This window comes from Streptomyces sp. NPDC015345 (genome assembly GCF_043078805.1).
In the GTDB taxonomy this organism is placed as follows: Bacteria; Actinomycetota; Actinomycetes; order Streptomycetales; family Streptomycetaceae; genus Streptomyces.
Map to the genome: position 1 here is coordinate 546791 of NZ_JBIBTX010000002.1, position 20258 is coordinate 567048.

Below are 20258 nucleotides of genomic sequence, written 5' to 3' on the forward strand. Positions count from 1 at the left end.
GTAGGGGCCGTGCCGGTGACGGGTCTTGAAGGAATCGGACACGGCCTGCCCGACTGTCCGGACCCCCGATTCCCCGCTACGGTGGAAGGCATGGACTATCCCGGCGAGAACCGGCTCGCGGCGGCCGTCGTGGCCCATCGAGGCCGTGTCCTGCTCGTACGCCGCAGCGAGACCGAGCGGTTCCTGCCCCGGGTGTGGGGCGTGCCCTGCGGAAAGCTCGAACCGCACGAGAGCCCGCGCGACGGCGTCCTCAGGGAGCTGAAGGAAGAGACCGGCCTGCTCGGCAAGGTGGTGCGCAAGGTGGGCGAGTCGTCGTTCCTGAGCACCTACCGGGGCCACGAGGTGAAGAACTGGCAGGACAACTTCCTCGTCGAACCGCTCTCCTTCGACGTGGTGCTGCCCCTGCCCGACCAGGAGCACCGCTGGCTGCTCCCCACCGAGCTCGGCACCGTCGACATCGACGACTACAACCACGACATCGTCCGCCAGGCCTTCAGCGCCTTCAGCCGATGAGTCCCGCGAGGGCCGCGAGCTCCGCCAGGTAGTCCGCCACGTCCAGCGGCTCCTTCGCCACCGCGCGCGTCGGTTCGGCGGGGCCGGTGAACACGTCCGTGTAGCGCCGTCGACCCGCCCCCGTCTCCAGGAACAGCGTCACCGTCACGTCCGGCGACGCGCACCACGCCCGGTGCAGGGCGTACGACGGCAGGGCGTACCCGCTGCCCGCCGCGTACACGGCGCTCTGCGCGAGCCGCAGCCGCGCCCGGCCCGCTGGCTCAAGCAGCCAGTCGCCCCCCGCCCCCGTGAGGGACTCCCGGTACCGCGCGGCCGTCTGCCCGCCCCCGCCGTCCGCCTCCTCGACGGGATCGAACAGCTCCATGCCGAGCGCGCCCCGCACCACGCTGGAGGCCAGCGGGGAGCGGTGGTTGTGGATGTCCTCACGCGCGCCCGCCCCCGGATGCCACACGTGCGCGCGCAGCCTGTGCCGGGGCCCGCCGTCGATCAGGAGCAGCTTGTCGAAGCCGAGGACATGGCGGTACGACAGGAGTGCGCATCCCGAGGGGTCACCGGCCCCCGCCGCGAGCTCGGCCACCAGCGGCAACAGGCGTTCCGGCGACCCCAGTTCGGCGACGACGGCGCGGGCGGCCCGCACCAGGTCGTCCTCCGTCGGGCCGTCCAGTGCCGCTTCGAGCAGCCGCCTGGCCCCGTGCACGTGCCGAGCACCCACAGCTCTTCCCCCTCGTCCGCGCGCGCCCGCGCCGGGCCCGGGGTTCAGGTACCCGGCTGATACATCCATACGGCATGTGCCCGCAGCGCCGAAAGGCCCTGATAGGTCATCCACAGCGGGCGGCCGAGATCATGCCCGTCCCAGTTCCATATCCCGTCGTCCTGCTGGCTCCACACCGAGCCGACGGCGCTCGCGAGGAGCGCGTGCCACTGCTCCTCGCGCCCGTCGTCCACGGCGACCCGCCAGGCACCCGGCGTCAGGAGCGCCCGCACCATCCAGGCCGCGGTGAAGTGCCGTACGAAAAGCACCTCTTGGCGCCATGAGTCGACGGGGTGCGGACGGCGCACCTCCTCCTGCGTGTTCGTCAGGTCCACGCAGGCCTCGTGGAGCGGCTGCGGGCAGGAGAGCAGCCAGCGAACGCCGTCCTCGCGGGCCGCGCGGATGTTCGCGTCCTCGTCCAGGACGCGGGCCGTCCGGTCGAGGGCGACCACGGCCTGCGCGGTGTGCACGGGTGAGGGGCGGGTGGCAGGGCCGCGCAGGGTGGCGCCCCAGCAGCGTCGGTGTTCCCTGGCCGGATCGGTGATCGTGCGGTCGACCAGCTCGTCCCGCAGCCGGGCCACGTCCGGTGCGTGCGGCGCCGTGCGCAGCAGGCCGCGCAGCACCGTGGTCACCACGTGGGTGCGGCCGAAGCCGGACGGTTCGAGTTCCGCGGTGAAGGCCGCGGCGCAGCGGGACGCCTCGGCGGCGACACGCTCCGGGTCCGCGCCCGCCCGGGCGAGCGCGCCGAGCGCGAGCGCCGTCACCTCGGGGCGCGGCCTGGTGCCCTGGGAGCGGGCCGCCCAGCCGCCGTCCCGCAGCCGCAGCCGCCACAGCGTCCGCGTCAGGTCGCTGACGCTCACCCGGCCGTCGGGGGCGGACAGTTCGAGGACGGCGTGCAGGCCGTAGGCGGTGCCCGTCGGTGTGGGCCGCACCGGCCTCGTCTGCTCGTCCAGGGCGTGCGGCCAGCCGGTGAGCCGGCCACGCTCGGGGTCGTCGAGGGTGGTCAGCTCGGCGGCGAGCGTGGCGTAGGAGGCGGCGAGGAGCACCGGCAGCGGTCCTGGCAGCTGTCCGGGCTCCGAGGGGGCGGGCGCGGTGGGCGCCGCCGGGCCGGTGCGGGGCCCGCGCGGCCGGGGCAGGCCCGCGAGCCCCGGATGGCCGAGGTGCCCCGCCCTGCTGCCGGCGTCGGCTGCGTCGCCTGCGTTGTCTGCGCTGTCCGAGTCGCCTGTGTTGCCTGCGTGGTCCGCCCTTGCCCGGAGCAGCGCGGCCGACAGCCAGGCGGCGAGGCCCACGCCGAGGCCGCTCACCGCCGCGATGCCGTACCGCGCGGCGTCCGCCGAGAACGTGTCCGGCAACACGCCGACCAGGGACTGGAACACCGCGTACCCGGCGGCGGCGCAGCCGAAGCCGCCGAGCCACCCCACGAACCGCCCCGGCGGCGCGTCGGGGGCGGGCCCGGGGGAGGGGCCGGGCCTCGACGGGCCGCGGCCGAGCCGCTGGTGTGACACGGGGCGCTCCCTCCCCCCAGGGCGGCACGTGGGGTCTGCGTGCCGGCCCAGTCTAGTGCGGGGCGGCTCCGTTTCCCCGGGTCACGGCGGTGGAGAAGGCGACGTGCAACGTCTCGGGCCTCGCGTGCAGCTGATGGTGCGGCAGGACGCCGGGACCGCAGGATCCCGAGCCGATGCCGTGCCGGCCGATGTCCAGGTTGACCCAGACGGTGTCGCCGGGGGTGAGATCGGTGCGGTGCCGGGCTGCGTCGAGCTGTTCGGTGGTCCAGCGGCGGGCGGTGAACGCCGGGCCGTCGCCCGAGTCGATCCGCAGGCCGCCGATCTCCGCCCAGCGCAGACCGGGCCGGGCGCCGTTCTCCTGCGGGCGCACGTAGGGGGTCTGGAGGGCGTCGACGTCCGACTCCCAGACGCCCACCAGCGACGCCGCCCCGGTGTCCGGGTACGCCTCGCCGGGGCCGCCGCCGAACCACCGGACGGGACCGGACGCGCCCGGCAGCCCGAAGCGGATCCCGACGCGGGGCAGCGGCACCTGCCACTCGCCCTCCGGTTCCACTCGCAGCGTCAGGAGCAGGCGGCTGCCGTCCGACCGCCAGCGGTAGGCCACCCGTAGGCCGAGGTCGCTCGCCGCGGGTGCCACCCGGGTGCGTACGGTGAGGGCGTTCTCGGCCAACTCGACGTCGTCCACGCGGTGTCGCATCCGATGGAGGCCGAGTGCGCGCCACTGGGCGGCGGGTGGCGTCTCGGGGCGCCAGGGCATGCCGTTGTCGTTGTCGGTGGGCGCCCGCCACACGTCAAGGCGCAGGTCCCTGATCTCCAGACCGCCGAGGGACAGCAGCGTTCCGCGGGCGTCGAAGACGGCCGGGCCGAGCAGGACGCGGCCGCTCTCGCGCACCGGCGCCAGGCCGCCCGGCGGGACCGGCTCGGTCCTGCCCGCCTCGTCGACCAGCTGGGCCCACGCCACCACATGGCCGCGCGCCGCCCACGCCGTGTCGTCGGCGAGCACCGCCCGCACCGTCCACCGGGTCTCCGCGTCCCCGCCCCGGGCCGGCGCCGGCGGCAGCTTCACCTCGGCGCGCTCGCCGGGGCCGGTCGCGGGCACCGGCAGGGCGCCGTCGGCGACGCTCACGCCGTCCACCTCGTACGACCAGGTGAAGGCCAGGTGGGTGAGGTCCGCGAAGTCGTGGAGGTTGGTGACGAGGACGGTGCCGTCGCGGCCGTCGCCGTCGATGCGGACGGGCTCGATCACCTTCTTGTACTCGATGAGGCCGGGCGACGGCGTCCGGTCGGGGAACAGCAGCCCGTCACAGACGAAGTTGCCGTCGTGCAGCTCCTCGCCGAAGTCGCCGCCGTAGGCGTAGCCGTACGCGGGGTGGGCGAGGCCGTGGTCGATCCACTCCCAGATGAAGCCGCCCTGGAGCCGCTCGTACGTCTCGAAGAGCCGCTGGTACTCGCTGAGGCCGCCGGGGCCGTTGCCCATGGCGTGCCCGTACTCGCAGAGGATGAAGGGGAGTTCGCGGCGCTCGTCGGGGCCCGTGTCCTCGCCCCGGCCGATCCGCTCGACCTCGGCGTGATCGGCGTACATCCGGGAGTGGACGTCGGTGTCCGCGCAGGAGCTGTCGCCCTCGTAGTGCAGGAGGCGGGAGCGGTCGCGTGCGCGGATCCACTCGGCCATGGCGGTCAGGCCGCGGCCCGTCCCGCACTCGTTGCCCAGCGACCACATGACGACCGAGGGGTGGTTCTTGTCGCGCTCGACCATGCGGGCCGCGCGGTCCAGGAGCGCGGGTGTCCAGCGGTCGTCGTCGACGGGGTTGCCGCGCCAGCCCACGGCCTGGAAGCCGTGGGTCTCCAGGTCGCACTCGTCGATGACCCACAGGCCGTACTCGTCGCACAGGTCGAGGAAGGCGGGGTGGGGCGGGTAGTGGCTGGTGCGGACGGCGTTGATGTTGTGCCGCTTCATCAGCAGGACGTCCGCGCGCATGGTGTCGAGGTCAAGGGCGCGGCCGGTCTCCGGGTGGAACTCGTGGCGGTTCACGCCCCGGAAGAGGACGGGCCGTCCGTTGACCTTGATCAGCCCGTCCTCCAGGGCGACCGTGCGGAAGCCGACGCGCAGCGGGATCCGCTCGCCCGCCGTCGCCAGGAGACCGTCGTAGAGCCTCGGTGTCTCGGCGGTCCACGGCTCGACGGGCACGGTGGCCTCCTCGCCCGTCGCCACGTCGATGCCCAACTCGGCGACGGTGACGCGTCCTTGGACATCCGCGTCGACCCGCAGCGTGCCCGTCCCCGCGCGATGGTCGTACGAGGCGTGGACGAAGTGATCGCCCACGCACCCCTCGGGCCGGTGCAGCAGCGTCACGTCGCGGAAGATGCCCGGCAGCCACCACTGGTCCTGGTCCTCCAGGTACGAGCCCGCGGACCACTGGTGGACGCGGACCGCGAGGACGTTGCCCTCGGGGCGCAGCAGCGCGCCGACGTCGAACTCGTGGGCCAGCCGGGAGCCCTTGAAGTCGCCCAGCTCCGTGCCGTTGAGCCAGACGCGGGCGCACGACTCGACCCCGTCGAAGCGCAGGACCGAGGTGCCGGTGTCCGGCCAGTCGGCGGGCAGGCCGAAGACGCGCAGGTGGTCGCCGGTGGGGTTCTCGGTGGGCACCCGCGGCGGGTCCACCGGGAACGGATAGAGCTGGTTGGTGTACTGGGGCGCGCCGTGGCCCTGGAGGACCCAGTGGCCGGGGACCGTGATCTCGTCCCAGGCCCCGCTGTCGTGGTGCCCGGCGGTGAACGCGTCGTCCTCGGCGTCGGCGGTGGGGGAGAGGCGGAAGCGCCAGGTTCCGTTGAGGGAGAGGGCGGGGGCGTCCGACGTCGCGTACCACGCGCGGGGCGGGAGGCTGCCGGTGCCGGGGGACACGTCCTCGTGGTGGGCGTCGAGGTTGCCGTCGTGGTCGCGGAGGTCCATGCGGAGGTCCATGCGTTCCATCAGACCGCGCCCGGGTGGCGGCTCACAATTGTTTCGGAGCGGGAGTCGATGGACTCTTCGGGCATCGCTTGGACGGACGCGAGACGGGCTGCGGATAACGTGGTCATGTCTGTGCGTGGCAACTGATTCCGCAGAAGTGTGGCAACTGGTCTGCGATATCAGTAACTTGGGCTGGCATGAACAGAGCATCGCAGCCGTCAGCGCTGCCCGCGGAACTGCCCGTGACCGACCGCACGCGCCACCGACGCCTGCGCGCACAGGGCAGCCTGGCGCGCGCCGACCTCGAAGCGATCCTGGACGCGGGCTTCGTCTGCCACCTCGGTGTGGTCGTCGACGGCCACCCGATGGTCGTGCCCACGGTGTACGGCCGTGACGACACGCACCTCTTCCTGCACGGCTCCGTCGCCGGCCGCAGCCTGGCCGCCGCCCCAAAGGCGCCGGTCTGCGTCACCGTCACGCACGTCGACGGACTGGTCCTCGCCCGCTCGGTGTTCGAACACGGCGTCAACTACCGCAGTGCGATGATCCACGGCGTCCCGCGCACGGTGACCGACCCCGACGAGAAACTGCGCGGCCTGCGCCTGCTCACCGAGCACGCGGCACCTGGCCAGTGGGACTACGCCCGCCGTCCCAGCCGCAAGGAGCTCGCCGCGACCACCCTTCTCGCGCTCTCCCTCGCCGAGGCCTCCGTCAAGACGGCCGTCGGACCACCGGAGGACGGCGAGGGCCCGGACGCCGCGCTCGGCGTCTGGGCGGGCACCCTCCCGCTGACCGCCACCTGGGGCGCGCCCGTCGCCGACCCGCTGCTCCCGGCCGGCATCGAGCCGCCCCCGCACATCACGGGGCGCGGCGGCACCCGGCAGGGGTGAGGGGACGCCCCGCGGCTCAGGGCAGCTTCGGCGCCCCGCAGCCGTGTTCCCTCGCCGAGCGCCCGGCGAAGCCCTTCAGCGCGGCGCGCTCGTACGCCAGGTCGGCGGCGGACGGCTTCGGGGCGCGGCGCTCACCGTCCGTCTCGTACGCCTCCCCGTCCGTCGCGTCGCTCGGCCGCACCGTGAACAGGGCGGGCCCGGAGCCGTCGCGGCACGTGGCGCTCGCCCAGTGGCCGCCGCCCGGCAGCCGACCCGCCGGGGCGTCGTCGCCGGGGACGGGCTCCTCGGAGTACCGGCCGTGCCGCTCCTGCTGACGCAGCCGCTCGGCCTCCGCGTACGGCCCGTAGTACGCGACGAGACGGTAGCGCCGCGCCTCGCCCCCCGGGGCCCCGGCCGGTGTCCCGGTACGGCCGCCCGCGAGCACGCACACCTCGACCGGGCCGCCGCCCGAGGGCCTGCCCTCCCACGCCCGGGACACCCGCGCGCCCCGGCCGGGCACACCGCGGCAGGTGCCGGACGCGTCGGCGAGCGGCACGTCCTCGTCGGCGTTGACCGGCAGGGCCACGGTGCGCAGGGGCTTGCCGAGGGGGGCGTCGCAGCCCCACGTCCGCGAGGCCTTCGCGGCCGTCGCCGTGGCGATCCGCGCGTAGGCGGCGCGGCGGCGCGGGTCGTCGAGCGTGACGTCCTCGTCGCTCACGCCGACGGTGACGAGCAGGCCACCTCCCTCGCGGGCGCAGTCCAGCAGGACCGTGGTCGTCGCCGAGTCGCGGCCGGCCAGGTTCGTGAAGCCCTCGCCGGTCGTGAACAGACCCCGCCAGCCTCCGCCGAGCGCGGCGGGCGGCAGTTCGACCGGCACCTCCGGGTACAACACGCCGTACCCGCGCGGGAGTTCTGCCGCACGGCCCTCGGCGGAAGGGCTTACGCGCCGCTCGGGCACGCTCTGCACGGAGACCTCGACGGAGGCGTCATGCGTCGGATGGCCGGCGTGCTGCTCGGTCCTGCGGCTGACCGCGCACGTCACCTGGCGCTCGCCGTCGTACGCCTCCCGCAGACCGGTCCGGCCGCGCCCGCTCCGGAACGGCCCCTCGCCGAGGACGGCACGCATCTCGTCCGACGGCAGCACACCCCCGCACGCCTCGTCGAGCACCCGCTGCGCCACGCGGCGCTCGTGCGGCCCGCCCCACCAGTAGTAGCCGCCCGCGATCAGGGCCAGGGCGACGAGCACCCCGCAGGACGTGAGTCCCACGCGCCCCGCCCTCGTCTCCCACGTCAGCCGCGCCACTGCGCCACCTCTCCCATGACCTTCGTGTCCCGGCAGTGCGCGCGCCGCGGCCAGCCGTCCGGCGCGGCCAGATAGCGGTCGAGCACGGCCCGTGCCTTCCGCGAGAGCTGCCGCCGCTCCCTCGGCTCCAGCACCGTCGTGCCCGATCGCGGGCCGTCCGTGAAGCCGATATGCGGGGTGACCGTGACGCGGTGGTAGGTGGGGCCCGCCGCGCACCGCGACCGCGCCCACAGGGCGAGCAGCGGGTCGTCACCGGACTCCTGGATCGTCACCGGCTTGCCGGCCTCGGCCCGGTCGCCGGGGACGGGGACGTGGGAGCCGCCCCGGTGGCTGTCGTACGCGCCGCCCGCGAGCACCCCCGACCAGCTCTCCGCGCCCACCGCCTTGACCGCGAGCTCCTCGGCGGGTGAGCTGTCGTCCAGCCGGCCGCCGCACACGCCGGTGCGCCTGCTGTACGTCGCCACGTCCCGGTCGAACTTCCATTCGCCCGGCGCCAGCCGCAGCGCCTTGGGGGAGAGCCAGGAGCAGAGCTTCGGGGCCTTGGCCGGGGCGGCGGGTCCGGCCTTCAGGGGGCGGCCGCCGCAGCCCTGCTTCTTCGCCACCCAGTCGGCGACGCGCACCGCCGTGCGGGACGCGAGGAGGCGGTCGGCCCGGGGGACGTCGTACTCGTCGTCGGCCGCCGAGGGCAGGTCCACCGTGACGAGCAGGTCCCGCGAGGGGCGCACGCGCCCGGTGAGGCCCTTGGGGCAGTCGGTGAGCAGGGAGGCCGACACCGCGCTGCCGGTCAGCCGGTCGTCGGTCGACACGGCGCCGAGTGCGCTGTCCGGCAGCGGCAGCCCGAAGGAGCCGTCGAGCGCGGGCCCGGTGGTGCGGGTCAGGACGGCCTCGGCGCGCACCCGCGCCTGCGCGTCGGGCTCCCAGGCGTCGCCGCCCCCACCCCACGACAGTGTGCAGTCGAGCAGGGCGCGGCTCTCCTCGTGGGGCCGCAGCATCGTGCCGAACTCGTCCAGTACGCCGGGCTCGTCGTCCGGCACGAAGGCGCCGAGCTCGGCGGGGAGCAGCCCCGCGCAGGCGCGCGCCAGTTGCCGCTGATTGGCCGCGAGCCGTTCCTCGCGGTCCTCGGCCCGGGACACGACGCGCCACGTCACGCAGGACGCGATCACCGCCAGGGCCACCAGGCCGGACACGAGCCATATGCGCCGTCGCGCCGCGCGCGGCGCGCCCGTCCCGGGCATGGTGCTCCCCTTCCCCCGTGTACCGCATCAAGATCAGGGAGGGACCGTATCAACGCGGGTCCGCCCGTCGGCGCGGGGACCCTTGTCGCGGGTGGGGGCATCTGCTTGACTCCGGCCGCCTGAACACCCGTCCGAGCCCGTCCACAGTCAGGAACGCCGGAACGCCCCGTACGCCGCCGGTGGAGGCCGCCATGGAGATCACCCGCAGACGCCTGCTGTCCGCCCTGTCGGCCGCCGGACTCCTGGCGGTGATCCCCGCCGGCCGGGTGGACGCCGCCACGGCGGCGAAGGGCCGCGCCCAGTTGCTCGCCAACACCGTGGCCATCCTCGCCGGGACCGCCGCGTCCAACGCCCGGCCGGAGACGGCCGGGAAGCTCGCCGCGGTCGAACGCGCCGCGCGGGCGAACCTGAAGGCGATGGACGACGCGGGCGAGGGCGAACTCTTCGCGGGCTTGGCGCTCGGCACCGACGAGGCGAACCTCAACACCGCCTACCGGCGCCTGTACGAGACCGCCCTCGCCACCCGCACGCCCGGCCCTGGCGGCCTGTACGGCGACACCGCCGTCCAGCGCCGCGTGCTCGACGGCCTGGTCTGGCTGCACGAGCGCTACTACGGCGACCAGGCCAAGGGCTACTACGGCAACTGGTTCCACTGGGAGATCGGCATCTCCCAGCACATCAGCAAGACCCTGGCGCTGCTCGCGGACGAGGTGCGCGCCCACCGCCCCGACCTGGTGCGCACCTACGTGACGTCCATGGACGCCTACCTCCGCAACGGCACCGGCGGCGACGTCGACCTCGACTCGCGCTTCCACACCGGCGCCAACCTCGCCGACATCACCACCAACCGCATCCTCCAGGGCGCCCTCCTCGGAGCGGACGAGGGCGACGCCCGCATCCGCAAGGCCCTCACCGACCAGCTGACGGTCTTCCTCACCATCGACCCCTACCGCCTGCGGCACGGCGTGACGGACGGCCATTACGCGGACGGCTCCTTCATCCAGCACGCCTCCGTCGCGTACACGGGCTCGTACGGCAAAGGCCTGCTCAGCCGGGTCGTGCAGACCCTCAAGATCCTCGAAGGCACCGGGTTCGCGCACGGCGCGGAGCTGGTGCCGACCGTGTACGACTGGGTGCGGGACGGCTTCGCCCCGGTGATCTTCGAGGGCTGGATGATGGAGATCGTCAAGGGCCGGGCCGTGGCCCGCACGGACTCCGGATACACCGACGTGGCGGTGGTCGTGGAGGCCGTCGTCGACCTCGCCTCGCTCGCCGCCGGCGCCGAGGCCACCGCCTTGAAGAGCTACGTCAAGCACATCAGGGCCACCTCGCGCACCGCACTCGATCCGGCCCGCTTCGTCTCCCCGGTCAGCATCGTGCGCTACGCCGACATCGTCGGCGACGCCTCCGTGCCGCCCGCCGACCTCAACCCGGCCGAGCGCAGCGTCGCCTTCAACGCCATGGACAAGACCGTGCACCGCAGGCCCGGTTACGCCTTCGCGCTCGCGCGCAGCTCCGACCGGATCAGCAAGTACGAGTACATGAACGGCGAGAACCTCATGCCGTGGTTCCAGGGCGACGGCGCGCACTACCTCTACCTCTCGGGCCAGGACCAGACCCAGGCGTACGGCGTCGACTACTTCACGACGGTCTCGCCGTACGGCCTGGCGGGTGTCACGGCGCCGGTCGAACAGCGGCGCACCGTACCCGAGTTGTACGGCAAGGCGTACTACGACAACCCCGGGCACCCCCTCAATTTCACCTCCTCCTCCGAGTCGCAGAACAAGTACGTCTACTTCCCGCGCGGCACGAACGAGTGGTCGGGCGGCGCGGTCCTCGGGGCGTACGGCGCGGCGGGTCTGGTGCAGTCCAGCGACGCCGCCTACCGCGACCGCGCCCTGCTCCCGGACGACTTCGTCGTGTACCGCGGCGCTCGGGCGACGAAGTCGTGGTTTCTGCTCGACGAGGAGGTCGTGGTGCTCGCCGCGGGCGTCGGCGACGCCGGTGGGCGGGCCGTGACCACGACTGTCGACGCCCGCATCGCCGCCCCCGAGGACCGGACCACGCTCACCGGGATGCGCCGCGACGGCCGCGCCTGGTCGGGCCCCGGCACCGCGGACCTGCGCTGGCTGCGCTACGCCAACGCCACGCGCGGCACCGCCGTCGGCTACCTCTTCCTCGACGTCCCGCCGGTGAGCGTCACCCTGGAGCGGGTCACGCGCAGCCGCCGGGTCGTGCGCACCGCCAACCCCGATGCCCCCGTGACGCGTTCGGTGTTCGGTGTGACGGTCCACGGGGCCGCCGGGGCCCGACCGGCACGCCTGGCCTACGCGTTGGTGCCGAACGCCACCGATGACTGGCTGCGCGCCCACCGCCATGGACGGATCGAGGTCCTCGCCAACTCCCCGCGTCTCCAGGCCGTTACGCACTCCGGTCTCGGTCTGACGGCCGCCAACTCCTTCACGCCGGGGCGCCACGAGGCCGCCGGCCTGCGCGTCGATGGGCCGGCATCCGTCATCGTGCGCCGTCGGGGCCGCGGCGGCGGCACCACCACCGTCGCCGTGTCCGACCCGACGATGGACCGGGACAGGATCACGGTCCTGCTCCGCGGCCGCCGCCTCCGGAAGGTCACCGCGGACGACGGCGTGCGGGTGAACCGGGACCCCGGCGGCACACGGATCGACGTCGACACCCATCACGCGTACGGCAGAAGCTTCACGGTGACACTACGAGGCTGAACAGCCGCTAGCAGACAGTCTCTTGAGATCCGGTCAGGTAATTTCCTCCAAGCTGATGGCCTGTACCGGGCACGCCCGTACGGCTTCCCTCACCATTGGGTCGCCGCCGTCCTCGCGGCCCGGCAGCACCTGGCCGAAGCCGTCGTCGTCCTGCGTGAAGACGGCCGGTGCGGTGAGCGCGCACATGCCCGCGCCCACACACCGGTCACCGTCGACGCGTACCACCTTGCTCGTCGTCTCGTCCGCCATGGCCTGTCCCTACCAGGTGACGGGGAGTTCCAGCATCCCCTGGATCGTGTCGCCCGGCTTGAAAGGGATCTTCTCGGCGGGCACCGCGAGACGCAGCCCCGGCAGGCGCTCGAAGAGGGACCGCAGGGCGATCTCCAGCTCCAGCCGGGCGAGGTTCTGGCCCAGGCACTGGTGGACACCGAAGCCGAAGGCGAGGTGGTGGCGGGTCGCGCGGTGCCAGTCCAGCTCCTCCGGGGACTCGTAGGCCGCGTCGTCGCGGTTGATGAGGGAGGTGGAGAAGATGACGCCGTCACCGGCGCGCAGCGTGCTGCCCGCGATCTCGATGTCCTCCTTCACCAGCCGCAGCAGCCCGTCCGCGATGGACAGATAGCGCAGCAACTCCTCGACCACGGAGGGCGTCAGGGGCTCGTCGGCGTCGAGGCCGGCCTTCAGTTCGGCCAGCCGCTCGGGGTGCTGGAGCAGGGTGAACGTACCGAGGGAGATCATGTTCGCCGTGGTCTCGTGCCCCGCGACGAGCAGGATCGTGGCCAGGCTGACCAGCTCCTCGCGGTCCACCGCGCCCTCCGCGAGCTGCTGGTGGATCAGCTCGTCGAGGAGCCCGTCGCCCGGCTCACGCCGCTTGCGGTCGATCAACGCAAAGAAGTAGGCGTCGAGTTCGTCCCGCGCCGCCTGCGTGTCCTCGGCCCTCGGGCCGCGCAGCAGCCGCCGTGACCTCTCCTCGAAGAAGTCGTGGTCGGCGTAGGGCACCCCGAGCAGGGCGCAGATCACCATGGACGGCACGGGCAGCGCGAACGCGCTCACCAGCTCGGCGGGCGGCCCCTCGGCCTCCATGGCGTCCAGGAGCCGGTCGACGGTCTCCTGGATCCGCGGGCGCAGCGCGGCGATGCGCTTGACCGAGAAGCTCGGGATCAGCATCCGGCGCTGGACGTTGTGGCGCGGGTCGTCGACGCCCAGCAGCGCGACGCCCCGCTTGCGGACGCGGGCGAAGCGTTCGGTCGGCGAAGGGAAGTCCTCGTGCTCGCGGTCGGTGGAGAGCCGCGGGTCGGCGAGGAGTTCGCGGGCCACCGCGTGCCCCGTCACCAGCCAGACGGGCCGCCCGTCGAAGAGGGTGACGCGGGCGAGCGGGCGGGCCTCCCGCAAAGGCGCGTAACCGGTGGGCGGGTGGTAGGGACAGGAGCGGTCCTGAGGGAAGTGGACGTTGGCGGGGACGGGGGTGGGGGTGGTGGTGATGGGTCCGGACTTGGTCGACTCCGTCATGGACGTACCTCGCAAGCGCAGCTGTTTCCGTATGCGCATATGCCCGTTCACGCATATGCCCGTTCCCTCATTCGATGCCTCAGGCATCTATCTCGTCCACGCCAAGACCGGCCAGATCGCCGCCGCGGGCGGAACTGTCCGGAATTGCCCCCTCCGAGTGCCGGGCCCGCTTCTTGGGCGTGCGAGTATCCGGGAGGATCACGCGTCGGCCACTGTGGAGGACAAGAGGATGTTCGCGATACCCCTCGGCGACGGAGCCGAACTACGCCCGCTGGAGCCCTGGCAGGCCGAGGAGTTCCTCGCTCACATGGACCGCGGCCGTGACTTCATCGGCCGCTACGTGGGGCTTCCCGACATCACGGCAGACCTGAAGGCCGCACGCGACTGGCTACAGGTGTACGCCGACAAGGCCGCCGCCGACACCGGCCGCCTGTACGGCATCTGGCTCGACGGACGTCTCGTCGGCGGTGTCCTCCTCCGCGTCTTCGACACGGCGTCCGGCACCTGTGAGGCGGGCTGCTGGCTGGAACCGGCCGCCGCGGGCCGCGGCCTGGTGACCCGCGCCGTGCGCGTCATCGTCGACTGGGCGGTCGAGGTGCGCGGGATGCACCGCGTGGAGTGGCTGGTGGCCTCCGAGAACCGCCCGAGCATCAACGTGGCCAAGCGGCTCGGCATGAGCCTCGACGGCGTACAGCGGGAGAACGACCCCTACCGGGGCGTGCGGCAGGACACCGAGATCTGGTCGGTCCTCGCACCGGAGTGGCGCGCCGCGCGGTCCGGGGCAGCGCTCCGATGAACGTCGACAACGCCTACGGAGACCCGCGGCTCGCCGCGCTGTACGACCCGCTCGACCCGGACCGGAGCGATCTCGACGCGTACCTGGGCATGGCCGAGGAGTTCGGCGCGCGCCGCGTACTGGACATCGGCTGCGGGACGGGCGTGTTCGCGCTGCTCCTCGCCCGGCGCGGGATCGAGGTCGTCGGCGTCGACCCCGCCGGGGCGTCCGTCGACGTGGCCCGCGCCAAACAGGGGGCGGAACAGGTGCGTTGGCTCGTCGGCGACGCGACGGCGCTCCCGCCGCTGCGGGTCGACCTCGCGACCATGACGGCGAACGTCGCCCAGGCCATCGCGGACCCGGCCGACTGGCAGGGCACCCTGCGGGGCGCGTACGAGGCGCTGCGGCCGGGCGGACGCCTGGTGTTCGAGACCAGGGACCCCGCCCGGCGCGCCTGGGAGGAGTGGAACCGCGAGGCCACGCACCAGGTGACGGAGGTCGCGGGCGTCGGCGCCCTCGAACGCTGGCTTGAGGTGACCGCGGTCGACGGCCCCGTGGTGACGTTCCGCTGGACCCTGGTGTTCGCGGCGGACGGAAAGGTGCTCACCTCGGACTCGACGCTGCGTTTCCGGCAGCGGGCGGAGGTCGAGGCGGACCTGGCGGCCCAGGGGTACGTGGTCGAGGACGTGCGCGACGCCCCTGACCGGCCGGGCCGGGAGTTCGTCTTCGTGGCGCGGCGGCCGGAGGCGGACGGGGTCTGAGGTCGGCGGGGAGTGAGGCGGGTTCCGGCTCCGGGGCTCCACGCGCCGCCGGTAAATCGATGGCGCGTCGCGGGGGACCGGATCTAAGCTGCGTCTCGTTCCTCGGTGGCCGCTCCACGGCCGCCGGTGCCGGCATTGCAGGACCAGGAGGTGTGACCGATGGCTGTCGTCGCGACGGGCGCTGCCCGTATCCGGAAGTTCATCAAGTACACCTCCGTGGCCACCGGCTGACCGAACAACCTTCTCCGCGCGTCCTCGTACGCGTGCGCCGGGGCCACCCTGTGAAGGGTCCCCCTTGTCTTCCTCCTCTCTTCCGTCTTCTTCTCTTTCTTCCTCCTCTCTTCCGGGTTCGTCCTCGTCCGCCCCGCATCCCCTGGCCCCCTACGGCTGGGACGCGCAGTGGGAGGCCGAGTTCGCGCCGTACGCCGCGCAGGGGCTGCTGCCCGGACGGGTCGTGCGGGTGGACCGCGGGCAGTGCGACCTCGTCACCGCCGACGGATCGGTGCGCGCCGACACCGAGTTCGTCACCCCGCGCGACCCGCTGAAGGTCATCTGCACCGGCGACTGGGCCGCCGTGGACCCGGACGGCGGCGACCCCCGCTACGTACGCGCGTATCTGCCGCGCCGCACGTCCTTCGTGCGCTCCACCTCGTCCAAGCGGTCCGAGGGGCAGATCCTCGCGTCCAACGTCGACCACTCGATCATCGCGGTCTCGCTCGCCGCCGAGCTCGACCTCGGGCGGATCGAGCGGTTCCTCGCGCTCGGCTGGGAGTCGGGCGGGCAGCCGGTCGTCGTGCTCACCAAGGCCGACCTCGTGCCGGACGGCGCCACGCTCGCGCACCTCGTCCAGGACGTCGAGACCGCCGCGCCCGGCGTGCAGGTGCTGGCGGTCAGCGCCACGTCCGGGCAGGGCGTCGACGTGCTCGCCGCGGTCGTCTCGGGCGGCACGTCGGTGCTCCTCGGCCAGTCCGGCGCGGGCAAGTCGACGCTGGCGAACGCGCTCGCCGGGGCCGACATCATGGAGGTCCAGGCGATCCGTGACATCGACGGAAAGGGCCGTCACACCACGACGACCCGCAACCTCCTGCTGCTGCCCGCCGGCGGCGTCCTCATCGACACGCCGGGGCTGCGCGGCGTCGGCCTGTGGGACGCCGAGACCGGCGTCGGGCAGGTCTTCGCCGAGATCGAGGAACTGGCGGAGAACTGCCGCTTCCACGACTGCGCCCACACCGCGGAGCCCAGCTGCGCGGTGCTCGCCGCGGCGGAGGACGGCACGCTGCCCGAACGCCGCCTCGACAGCTACCGCAAGCTGATCCGCGAGAACCAGCGCATCGTCGCCAAGACCGACGCGCGGGTCCGCGCGGAGCTGCGGCGCGAGTGGCGGCTGCGGGGCGCGGAGGGGCGCGCGGCGATGGAGATCAAGCGGGGGCGCGTGCGCTGAGCTCGGGCGGGTCAGGGTTGTGGGGAGCTGCGGGCCGGTCGTGGCTGAGCGCGCGGTTCCCCGCGCCCCCGCCGACGCTCAGCGCCGTGTCCGAATTCCGCCAGCCGGGGCGTCCTCGCGGCTCCACAATGAAGGCGTGATCGATGAGGAGACCCGATACGAGGCCGTGCGCAGCCGGGACGCCCGCTTCGACGGAGAGTTCTTCTTCGCCGTCGAGACGACCGGCATCTACTGCCGTCCCAGCTGCCCCGCCGTCACCCCCAAACGGCAGAACGTCCGCTACTACACGACGGCCGCCGCCGCCCAGACCTCGGGCTTCCGCGCCTGCCGCCGCTGCCGCCCGGACGCCGTCCCCGGCTCCGCCGAGTGGAATGTCCGCGCCGACGTCGTGGGCCGCGCCATGCGCATGATCGGCGACGGCGTCGTCGACCGCGAGGGCGTGCCCGGACTCGCCGTACGTCTTGGCTACAGCGCCCGGCAGGTGCAGCGCCAGCTCACCGCCGAACTGGGCGCGGGCCCCGTCGCGCTCGCCCGTGCGCAGCGGGCCCACACCGCGCGCGTACTGCTCCAGACCACGGACCTGCCGATCACGGAGATCGCGTTCGCCGCCGGGTTCGCCAGCGTCCGGCAGTTCAACGACACGATCAAGGCCGTGTACGCGCTCACGCCGACCGCCCTGCGCGCCGCCGCCCCCAAGCGCGGCACCGCCCGCGCCACACCCGCCGCCGGCATCCCGCTGCGCCTCGCCCACCGTGGGCCCTACCAGGCCGCGGCGGTCTTCGACCTGCTCGGGCAGGAGGCGGTGCCCGGCATCGAGGAGGTCACCGGCGAGCGCGGCGCCCGCACCTACCGGCGTACGCTCCGGCTGCCCCACGGCACGGGCATCGTGGCCGTCGAGGAGGCGCACCCGCCACCGGGGGCAGGGGACAGGTCGGGCTCCGCGGCCGTGCACCGCGGCGGCTGGCTCGACGCCCGGCTGCACCTCGCCGACCTGCGCGACCTCACCACGGCCGTGCAGCGCCTGCGCCGCCTCTTCGACCTGGACGCCGATCCGTACGCCGTGGACGAGCGGCTCGGCGGCGACCCCCGCCTCGCCCCGCTGGTCGCCGCCCGGCCCGGACTGCGCTCGCCGGGCACGGCCGACCCGGAGGAGTTCGCGGTGCGGGCCCTCGTCGGCCGGGCCGCCGCGCAACGGCTCGTGGAGCGGCACGGCAAGGCGCTGGACGCCGCGTGCGGGCGGCTCACCCACGTCTTCCCGACACCCGCCGAACTGGCCGCCGAGCCCGGCCCGCTCGGCACGCTGGCGACGGCGCTCGCCGACGGCACCCTGCGCCTGGACGCGGGCGCCGACCGGGACGACTCCGAGGCGGCGCTGCTCGCCCTGCCCGGCCTCGACGCGCGTACCGCCGCGCTGATCAGGACCCGGGCCCTCGGCGACCCCGACGTGGCCCTGCCCGGCGAACCGGAGCCGGTCCGCGACGCCTGGCGCCCCTGGCGCTCGTACGCCCTGTGCCACCTGCGGGCGGAGCGGACGCTCACGCCTCGCCGAGCCCCCAGCTGTGGATCCGCCGGGGATGGATCCGGATCAGCTCCTCGCTGAAATCGGGCCCCAACTCGTGGGGACCGGTGAGCAGTTCGGCCTCGCCCCGGATGTCGATGCCCCGCACCGTCCAGGGCTTCAGGCTCACGATGTCGTCGATGACGAGGGACACCTTCGGGTTCGCCTGGAGGTTGCGCCACTTCTTGGTGGTGCCAAGGGCATGCCCGCCGACCAGGATCGTGCCGTCGTCCTGCGGAAAGAAACCGACGGGGTTCGCCTGCGGCTGTCCCTTCGGGTCGACCGTGGCCATCCGCCCCAGCCGCTGGGACTTCAGATACGCGCGCTCGGCCTCGCTGAATTCGGTCATGCGGCGAGCCTCGCACGCCGCCCTCCCCGACAGCAGCCCATCAGCCCCAGAAGACAGCGCCGAGCCACGCCCCAAGGATCAGCAGGCACGCGAACAGCTCGGTCAGCACGCTCGTCCCGCCCATCCGCATCGCCGTCCGCGTGGCCGCCACCGCCTCGCCGTGGCCGCCGAGCCGCAGCCGCTCCCCGGTGTAGATGCCGCCGATGAAACCCGGGACCGCGCCGATCACCGGCACCAGGCAGAAGCCCAGCAGCGCCCCGGCGCCGGCGAAGACGGCCATCCGCCGCGTGGCGCCGCTCTGCCGCAACCTGCGGGGCGGCAGCTGCCAGCGCACGGCCTGCGCCGCGAGCAGGACGACGGACGCGCCGACGAGGACACCCCAGGCCAGCCCCTTCGGATCCTGCAGCGCCCACCACAGGACGGCGGCCCACACCAGCCACGGCCCCGGCACTCCGGGCACCAGCACTCCGCACAGGCCGAGCAGCATGACCACGCCGACCAGCAGGAGTTCCCACGCTCCCATCTGCCCAGAGTGCCGCAGATCCGGCGAAACCGCAGGTCAGATTAGCCCCTGCGGCGCGCGGGAGCGGCGCGCCACCCAGCCCCGCTCGTACGCGTGCCAGCCCAGCTGGAGCCGCGTCGTCACGCCCGTCAGCTCCATCAGCCGCTTCACCCGGCGCTGCACCGTGCGCAGCCCGAGGTCGAGCTGTTTGGCGACGCTCGCGTCGGTCAGGCCCGCGAGGAGCAGCGAGAGGACCTCCAGGTCCGTGCCGTCCGGGCCCTCGGGGGCGTCCTCGCGCACCGTGCCGCGGTCCTCGCCGAGGCGCAGCGGCAGCGCTTCCCGCCAGACCGCCTCGAAGAGCCCCGTCAGCGATTCCAGCAGCCCGCTGGCGTGCACGACGAGGGCGGCGGGCTCGGCGGTCCGTGAGGTGAGCGGCACCATCGCGAGCGAGCCGTCGGCGATGACCAGCTTGGTCGGGACGCGGTCCACGACCCGTACCTGCTCGTCGCGGCCGATCGCCGTCGACAGCTCCACCAGGCCGGTGGGCAGGTCGAGGACGGCACGCTCGACCACCACGCGGTAGCGGACGCCACGGCTCGCGGCCTGCTCCTCGGCGCTGTTCTCCATGCCGGTGACCGCGACGGGGCTGCCGGTCACCAGCGCGCACACCTCGGCGCTCGCCCCCAGCTGCAACTGGAGGAAGCGCTGTGAGACGGCGGCCGCCCCGGTGACCACCTCGACGAGGTCGTGGACGGCGGGCTCGGCGGCCTGCGCGCGGTACTCCTCGGCGAGCAGGGTCGCTGCCAGCTCCGCCTTCTCCAGCTCGTGCCGCTGCTGGGTGAGCAGCGCGCCGAGCGCGACGCCGGGCGGCGCGGCCACCCAGCGGCCCGCCCTGCCGGACGCCTGCGCGGCCAGGCCGTGCCGCTCCAGGCGGCGCAGCGCCCGCTCGGTCTCCGGCTCCCCGAGGGCGAGCCTGCGGGCGAGATCGGAGACGTCGGCTGCCCCCACCGACACCAGCGCGCGGTACGCCGCCTCGTGCGTCTCGTCCAGACCTATCGCTGCCAGCATGCGGCGACGTCCCTCCTCGAAGCTCCCGTTCCGACGGCGCCGTGAAGCTCCGTCCCGACAGCGCCGTGGCGGGAAACGGCCACGGCGTGAACCCGCCCCGGGACATCATCCCCGCATCGCCCTGCCCGATGACAGGGTGACGCCACCGTGGCACCGACCGCGGCCGCTTATGACGGCCGGCGGATTGAACTCGGCGCTACTGGGCACGCGGGCTACAGGCCGGGTGCACTCACCGAGGTGAAGTTGTCGTACTCCTACGACGAGGGCGACACATGGAAGGCGGCGACGACCGCCGAGCACGCCGGCGAGTGGAGCGCGACCGCGGACCACGCGGGTGCCTGCGGTGAACGGGCCTGGGCAGGCCCGCCTGACGGGCGCTCAGGGCACCCGCGTCACACAGACCGTGGCCCGCGCCTGCGACGCGCGCCGGCCAC

General features: G+C 73.8%; 17 protein-coding genes. 7 read left to right on the forward strand and 10 right to left on the reverse strand.

From position 1 onward, the window contains the following. The first annotated feature begins 90 nt into the window (after positions 1–90). On the forward strand, positions 91–513 hold the full coding sequence (locus ACF062_RS08720) for an NUDIX hydrolase (protein ID WP_392137051.1): 423 nt from the start codon (positions 91–93) through the stop codon (positions 511–513). Here ACF062_RS08720 and ACF062_RS08725 read toward each other — a convergent pair. Genes ACF062_RS08725 through ACF062_RS08735 form a run of 3 tightly spaced genes read right to left on the reverse strand, consistent with a single transcriptional unit; the run spans position 503 to position 5731 of the window. Continuing rightward, positions 503–1225 (reverse strand): hypothetical protein, encoded by a 723-nt coding sequence (locus tag ACF062_RS08725; protein ID WP_320589583.1) that lies wholly within the window; start codon positions 1223–1225, stop codon positions 503–505. The genes ACF062_RS08720 and ACF062_RS08725 overlap by 11 nt on opposite strands. Before the next feature lie 44 nt (positions 1226–1269). Next, positions 1270–2769, reverse strand: coding sequence for a hypothetical protein (locus ACF062_RS08730; RefSeq protein ID WP_392137052.1), 1500 nt, complete (start codon positions 2767–2769; stop codon positions 1270–1272). Positions 2770–2821: 52 nt separating this feature from the next. Then, on the reverse strand, positions 2822–5731 hold the full coding sequence (locus ACF062_RS08735; protein WP_392137053.1) for a glycoside hydrolase family 2 TIM barrel-domain containing protein: 2910 nt from the start codon (positions 5729–5731) through the stop codon (positions 2822–2824). A gap of 185 nt (positions 5732–5916) precedes the next feature. Between ACF062_RS08735 and ACF062_RS08740 the strand changes: the two genes are divergently transcribed. Then, entirely contained in the window at positions 5917–6609 is a 693-nt protein-coding gene (locus ACF062_RS08740; protein WP_392137054.1) for a pyridoxamine 5'-phosphate oxidase family protein, read from the forward strand. Positions 6610–6625: 16 nt separating this feature from the next. Here ACF062_RS08740 and ACF062_RS08745 read toward each other — a convergent pair whose 3' ends face one another. Together ACF062_RS08745 and ACF062_RS08750 are read right to left on the reverse strand one after the other, a co-directional pair. Continuing rightward, positions 6626–7855: a hypothetical protein gene (locus ACF062_RS08745; protein WP_392137055.1), complete on the reverse strand. Its 1230-nt coding sequence runs from the start codon at positions 7853–7855 to the stop codon at positions 6626–6628. Between the two features lie 23 nt (positions 7856–7878). After that, a complete protein-coding gene (locus ACF062_RS08750; RefSeq protein WP_392137056.1) occupies positions 7879–9126 on the reverse strand; it encodes a hypothetical protein in 1248 nt (415 codons plus the stop codon). A gap of 191 nt (positions 9127–9317) precedes the next feature. On the opposite strand from ACF062_RS08750, the gene ACF062_RS08755 reads away from it, so the two are divergent. Next, entirely contained in the window at positions 9318–11864 is a 2547-nt protein-coding gene (locus ACF062_RS08755; protein ID WP_392137057.1) for a polysaccharide lyase family 8 super-sandwich domain-containing protein, read from the forward strand. A 33-nt stretch (positions 11865–11897) separates the two neighbouring features. Here ACF062_RS08755 and ACF062_RS08760 read toward each other — a convergent pair whose 3' ends face one another. Then, complete coding sequence (locus ACF062_RS08760; RefSeq protein WP_392137058.1) at positions 11898–12113, reverse strand: ferredoxin; 216 nt, start codon at positions 12111–12113, stop codon at positions 11898–11900. 9 nt (positions 12114–12122) lie between these two features. After that, positions 12123–13370, reverse strand: a complete 1248-nt coding sequence (locus ACF062_RS08765) for a cytochrome P450 (protein WP_392137059.1) — start codon at positions 13368–13370, stop codon at positions 12123–12125. Between the two features lie 229 nt (positions 13371–13599). Between ACF062_RS08765 and ACF062_RS08770 the strand changes: the two genes are divergently transcribed. The 4 genes from ACF062_RS08770 (at position 13600) to ACF062_RS08785 (ending at position 17947) form a co-directional block, all read left to right on the forward strand. Further along, entirely contained in the window at positions 13600–14166 is a 567-nt protein-coding gene (locus ACF062_RS08770) for a GNAT family N-acetyltransferase (RefSeq protein WP_392137060.1), read from the forward strand. Then, positions 14163–14906 (forward strand): class I SAM-dependent methyltransferase, encoded by a 744-nt coding sequence (locus tag ACF062_RS08775; RefSeq protein WP_392137061.1) that lies wholly within the window; start codon positions 14163–14165, stop codon positions 14904–14906. The genes ACF062_RS08770 and ACF062_RS08775 overlap by 4 nt, the downstream gene beginning before the upstream one ends. Before the next feature lie 295 nt (positions 14907–15201). Then, positions 15202–16347, forward strand: a complete 1146-nt coding sequence (gene rsgA, locus ACF062_RS08780; protein ID WP_392137062.1) for a ribosome small subunit-dependent GTPase A — start codon at positions 15202–15204, stop codon at positions 16345–16347. A gap of 139 nt (positions 16348–16486) precedes the next feature. Beyond that, positions 16487–17947 carry a DNA-3-methyladenine glycosylase 2 family protein gene (locus ACF062_RS08785; RefSeq protein ID WP_392137684.1) on the forward strand — a complete coding sequence of 487 codons (1461 nt, stop codon included), beginning with the start codon at positions 16487–16489 and terminating at the stop codon, positions 17945–17947. Here ACF062_RS08785 and ACF062_RS08790 read toward each other — a convergent pair. The 3 genes from ACF062_RS08790 to ACF062_RS08800 are packed head-to-tail and all read right to left on the reverse strand — an operon-like array spanning position 17883 to position 19824. After that, entirely contained in the window at positions 17883–18254 is a 372-nt protein-coding gene (locus ACF062_RS08790) for a PPOX class F420-dependent oxidoreductase (RefSeq protein ID WP_392137063.1), read from the reverse strand. The two genes, ACF062_RS08785 and ACF062_RS08790, sit on opposite strands and share 65 nt — an antisense overlap. Before the next feature lie 40 nt (positions 18255–18294). Continuing rightward, positions 18295–18777 carry a DUF456 domain-containing protein gene (locus ACF062_RS08795; protein WP_223777560.1) on the reverse strand — a complete coding sequence of 161 codons (483 nt, stop codon included), beginning with the start codon at positions 18775–18777 and terminating at the stop codon, positions 18295–18297. A gap of 36 nt (positions 18778–18813) precedes the next feature. Next, the gene (locus tag ACF062_RS08800; protein WP_392137064.1) at positions 18814–19824 is read right to left on the reverse strand and encodes a helix-turn-helix domain-containing protein; all 1011 of its coding nucleotides are present in this window, start codon (positions 19822–19824) and stop codon (positions 18814–18816) included. Between the last annotated feature and the right edge of the window lie 434 nt (positions 19825–20258).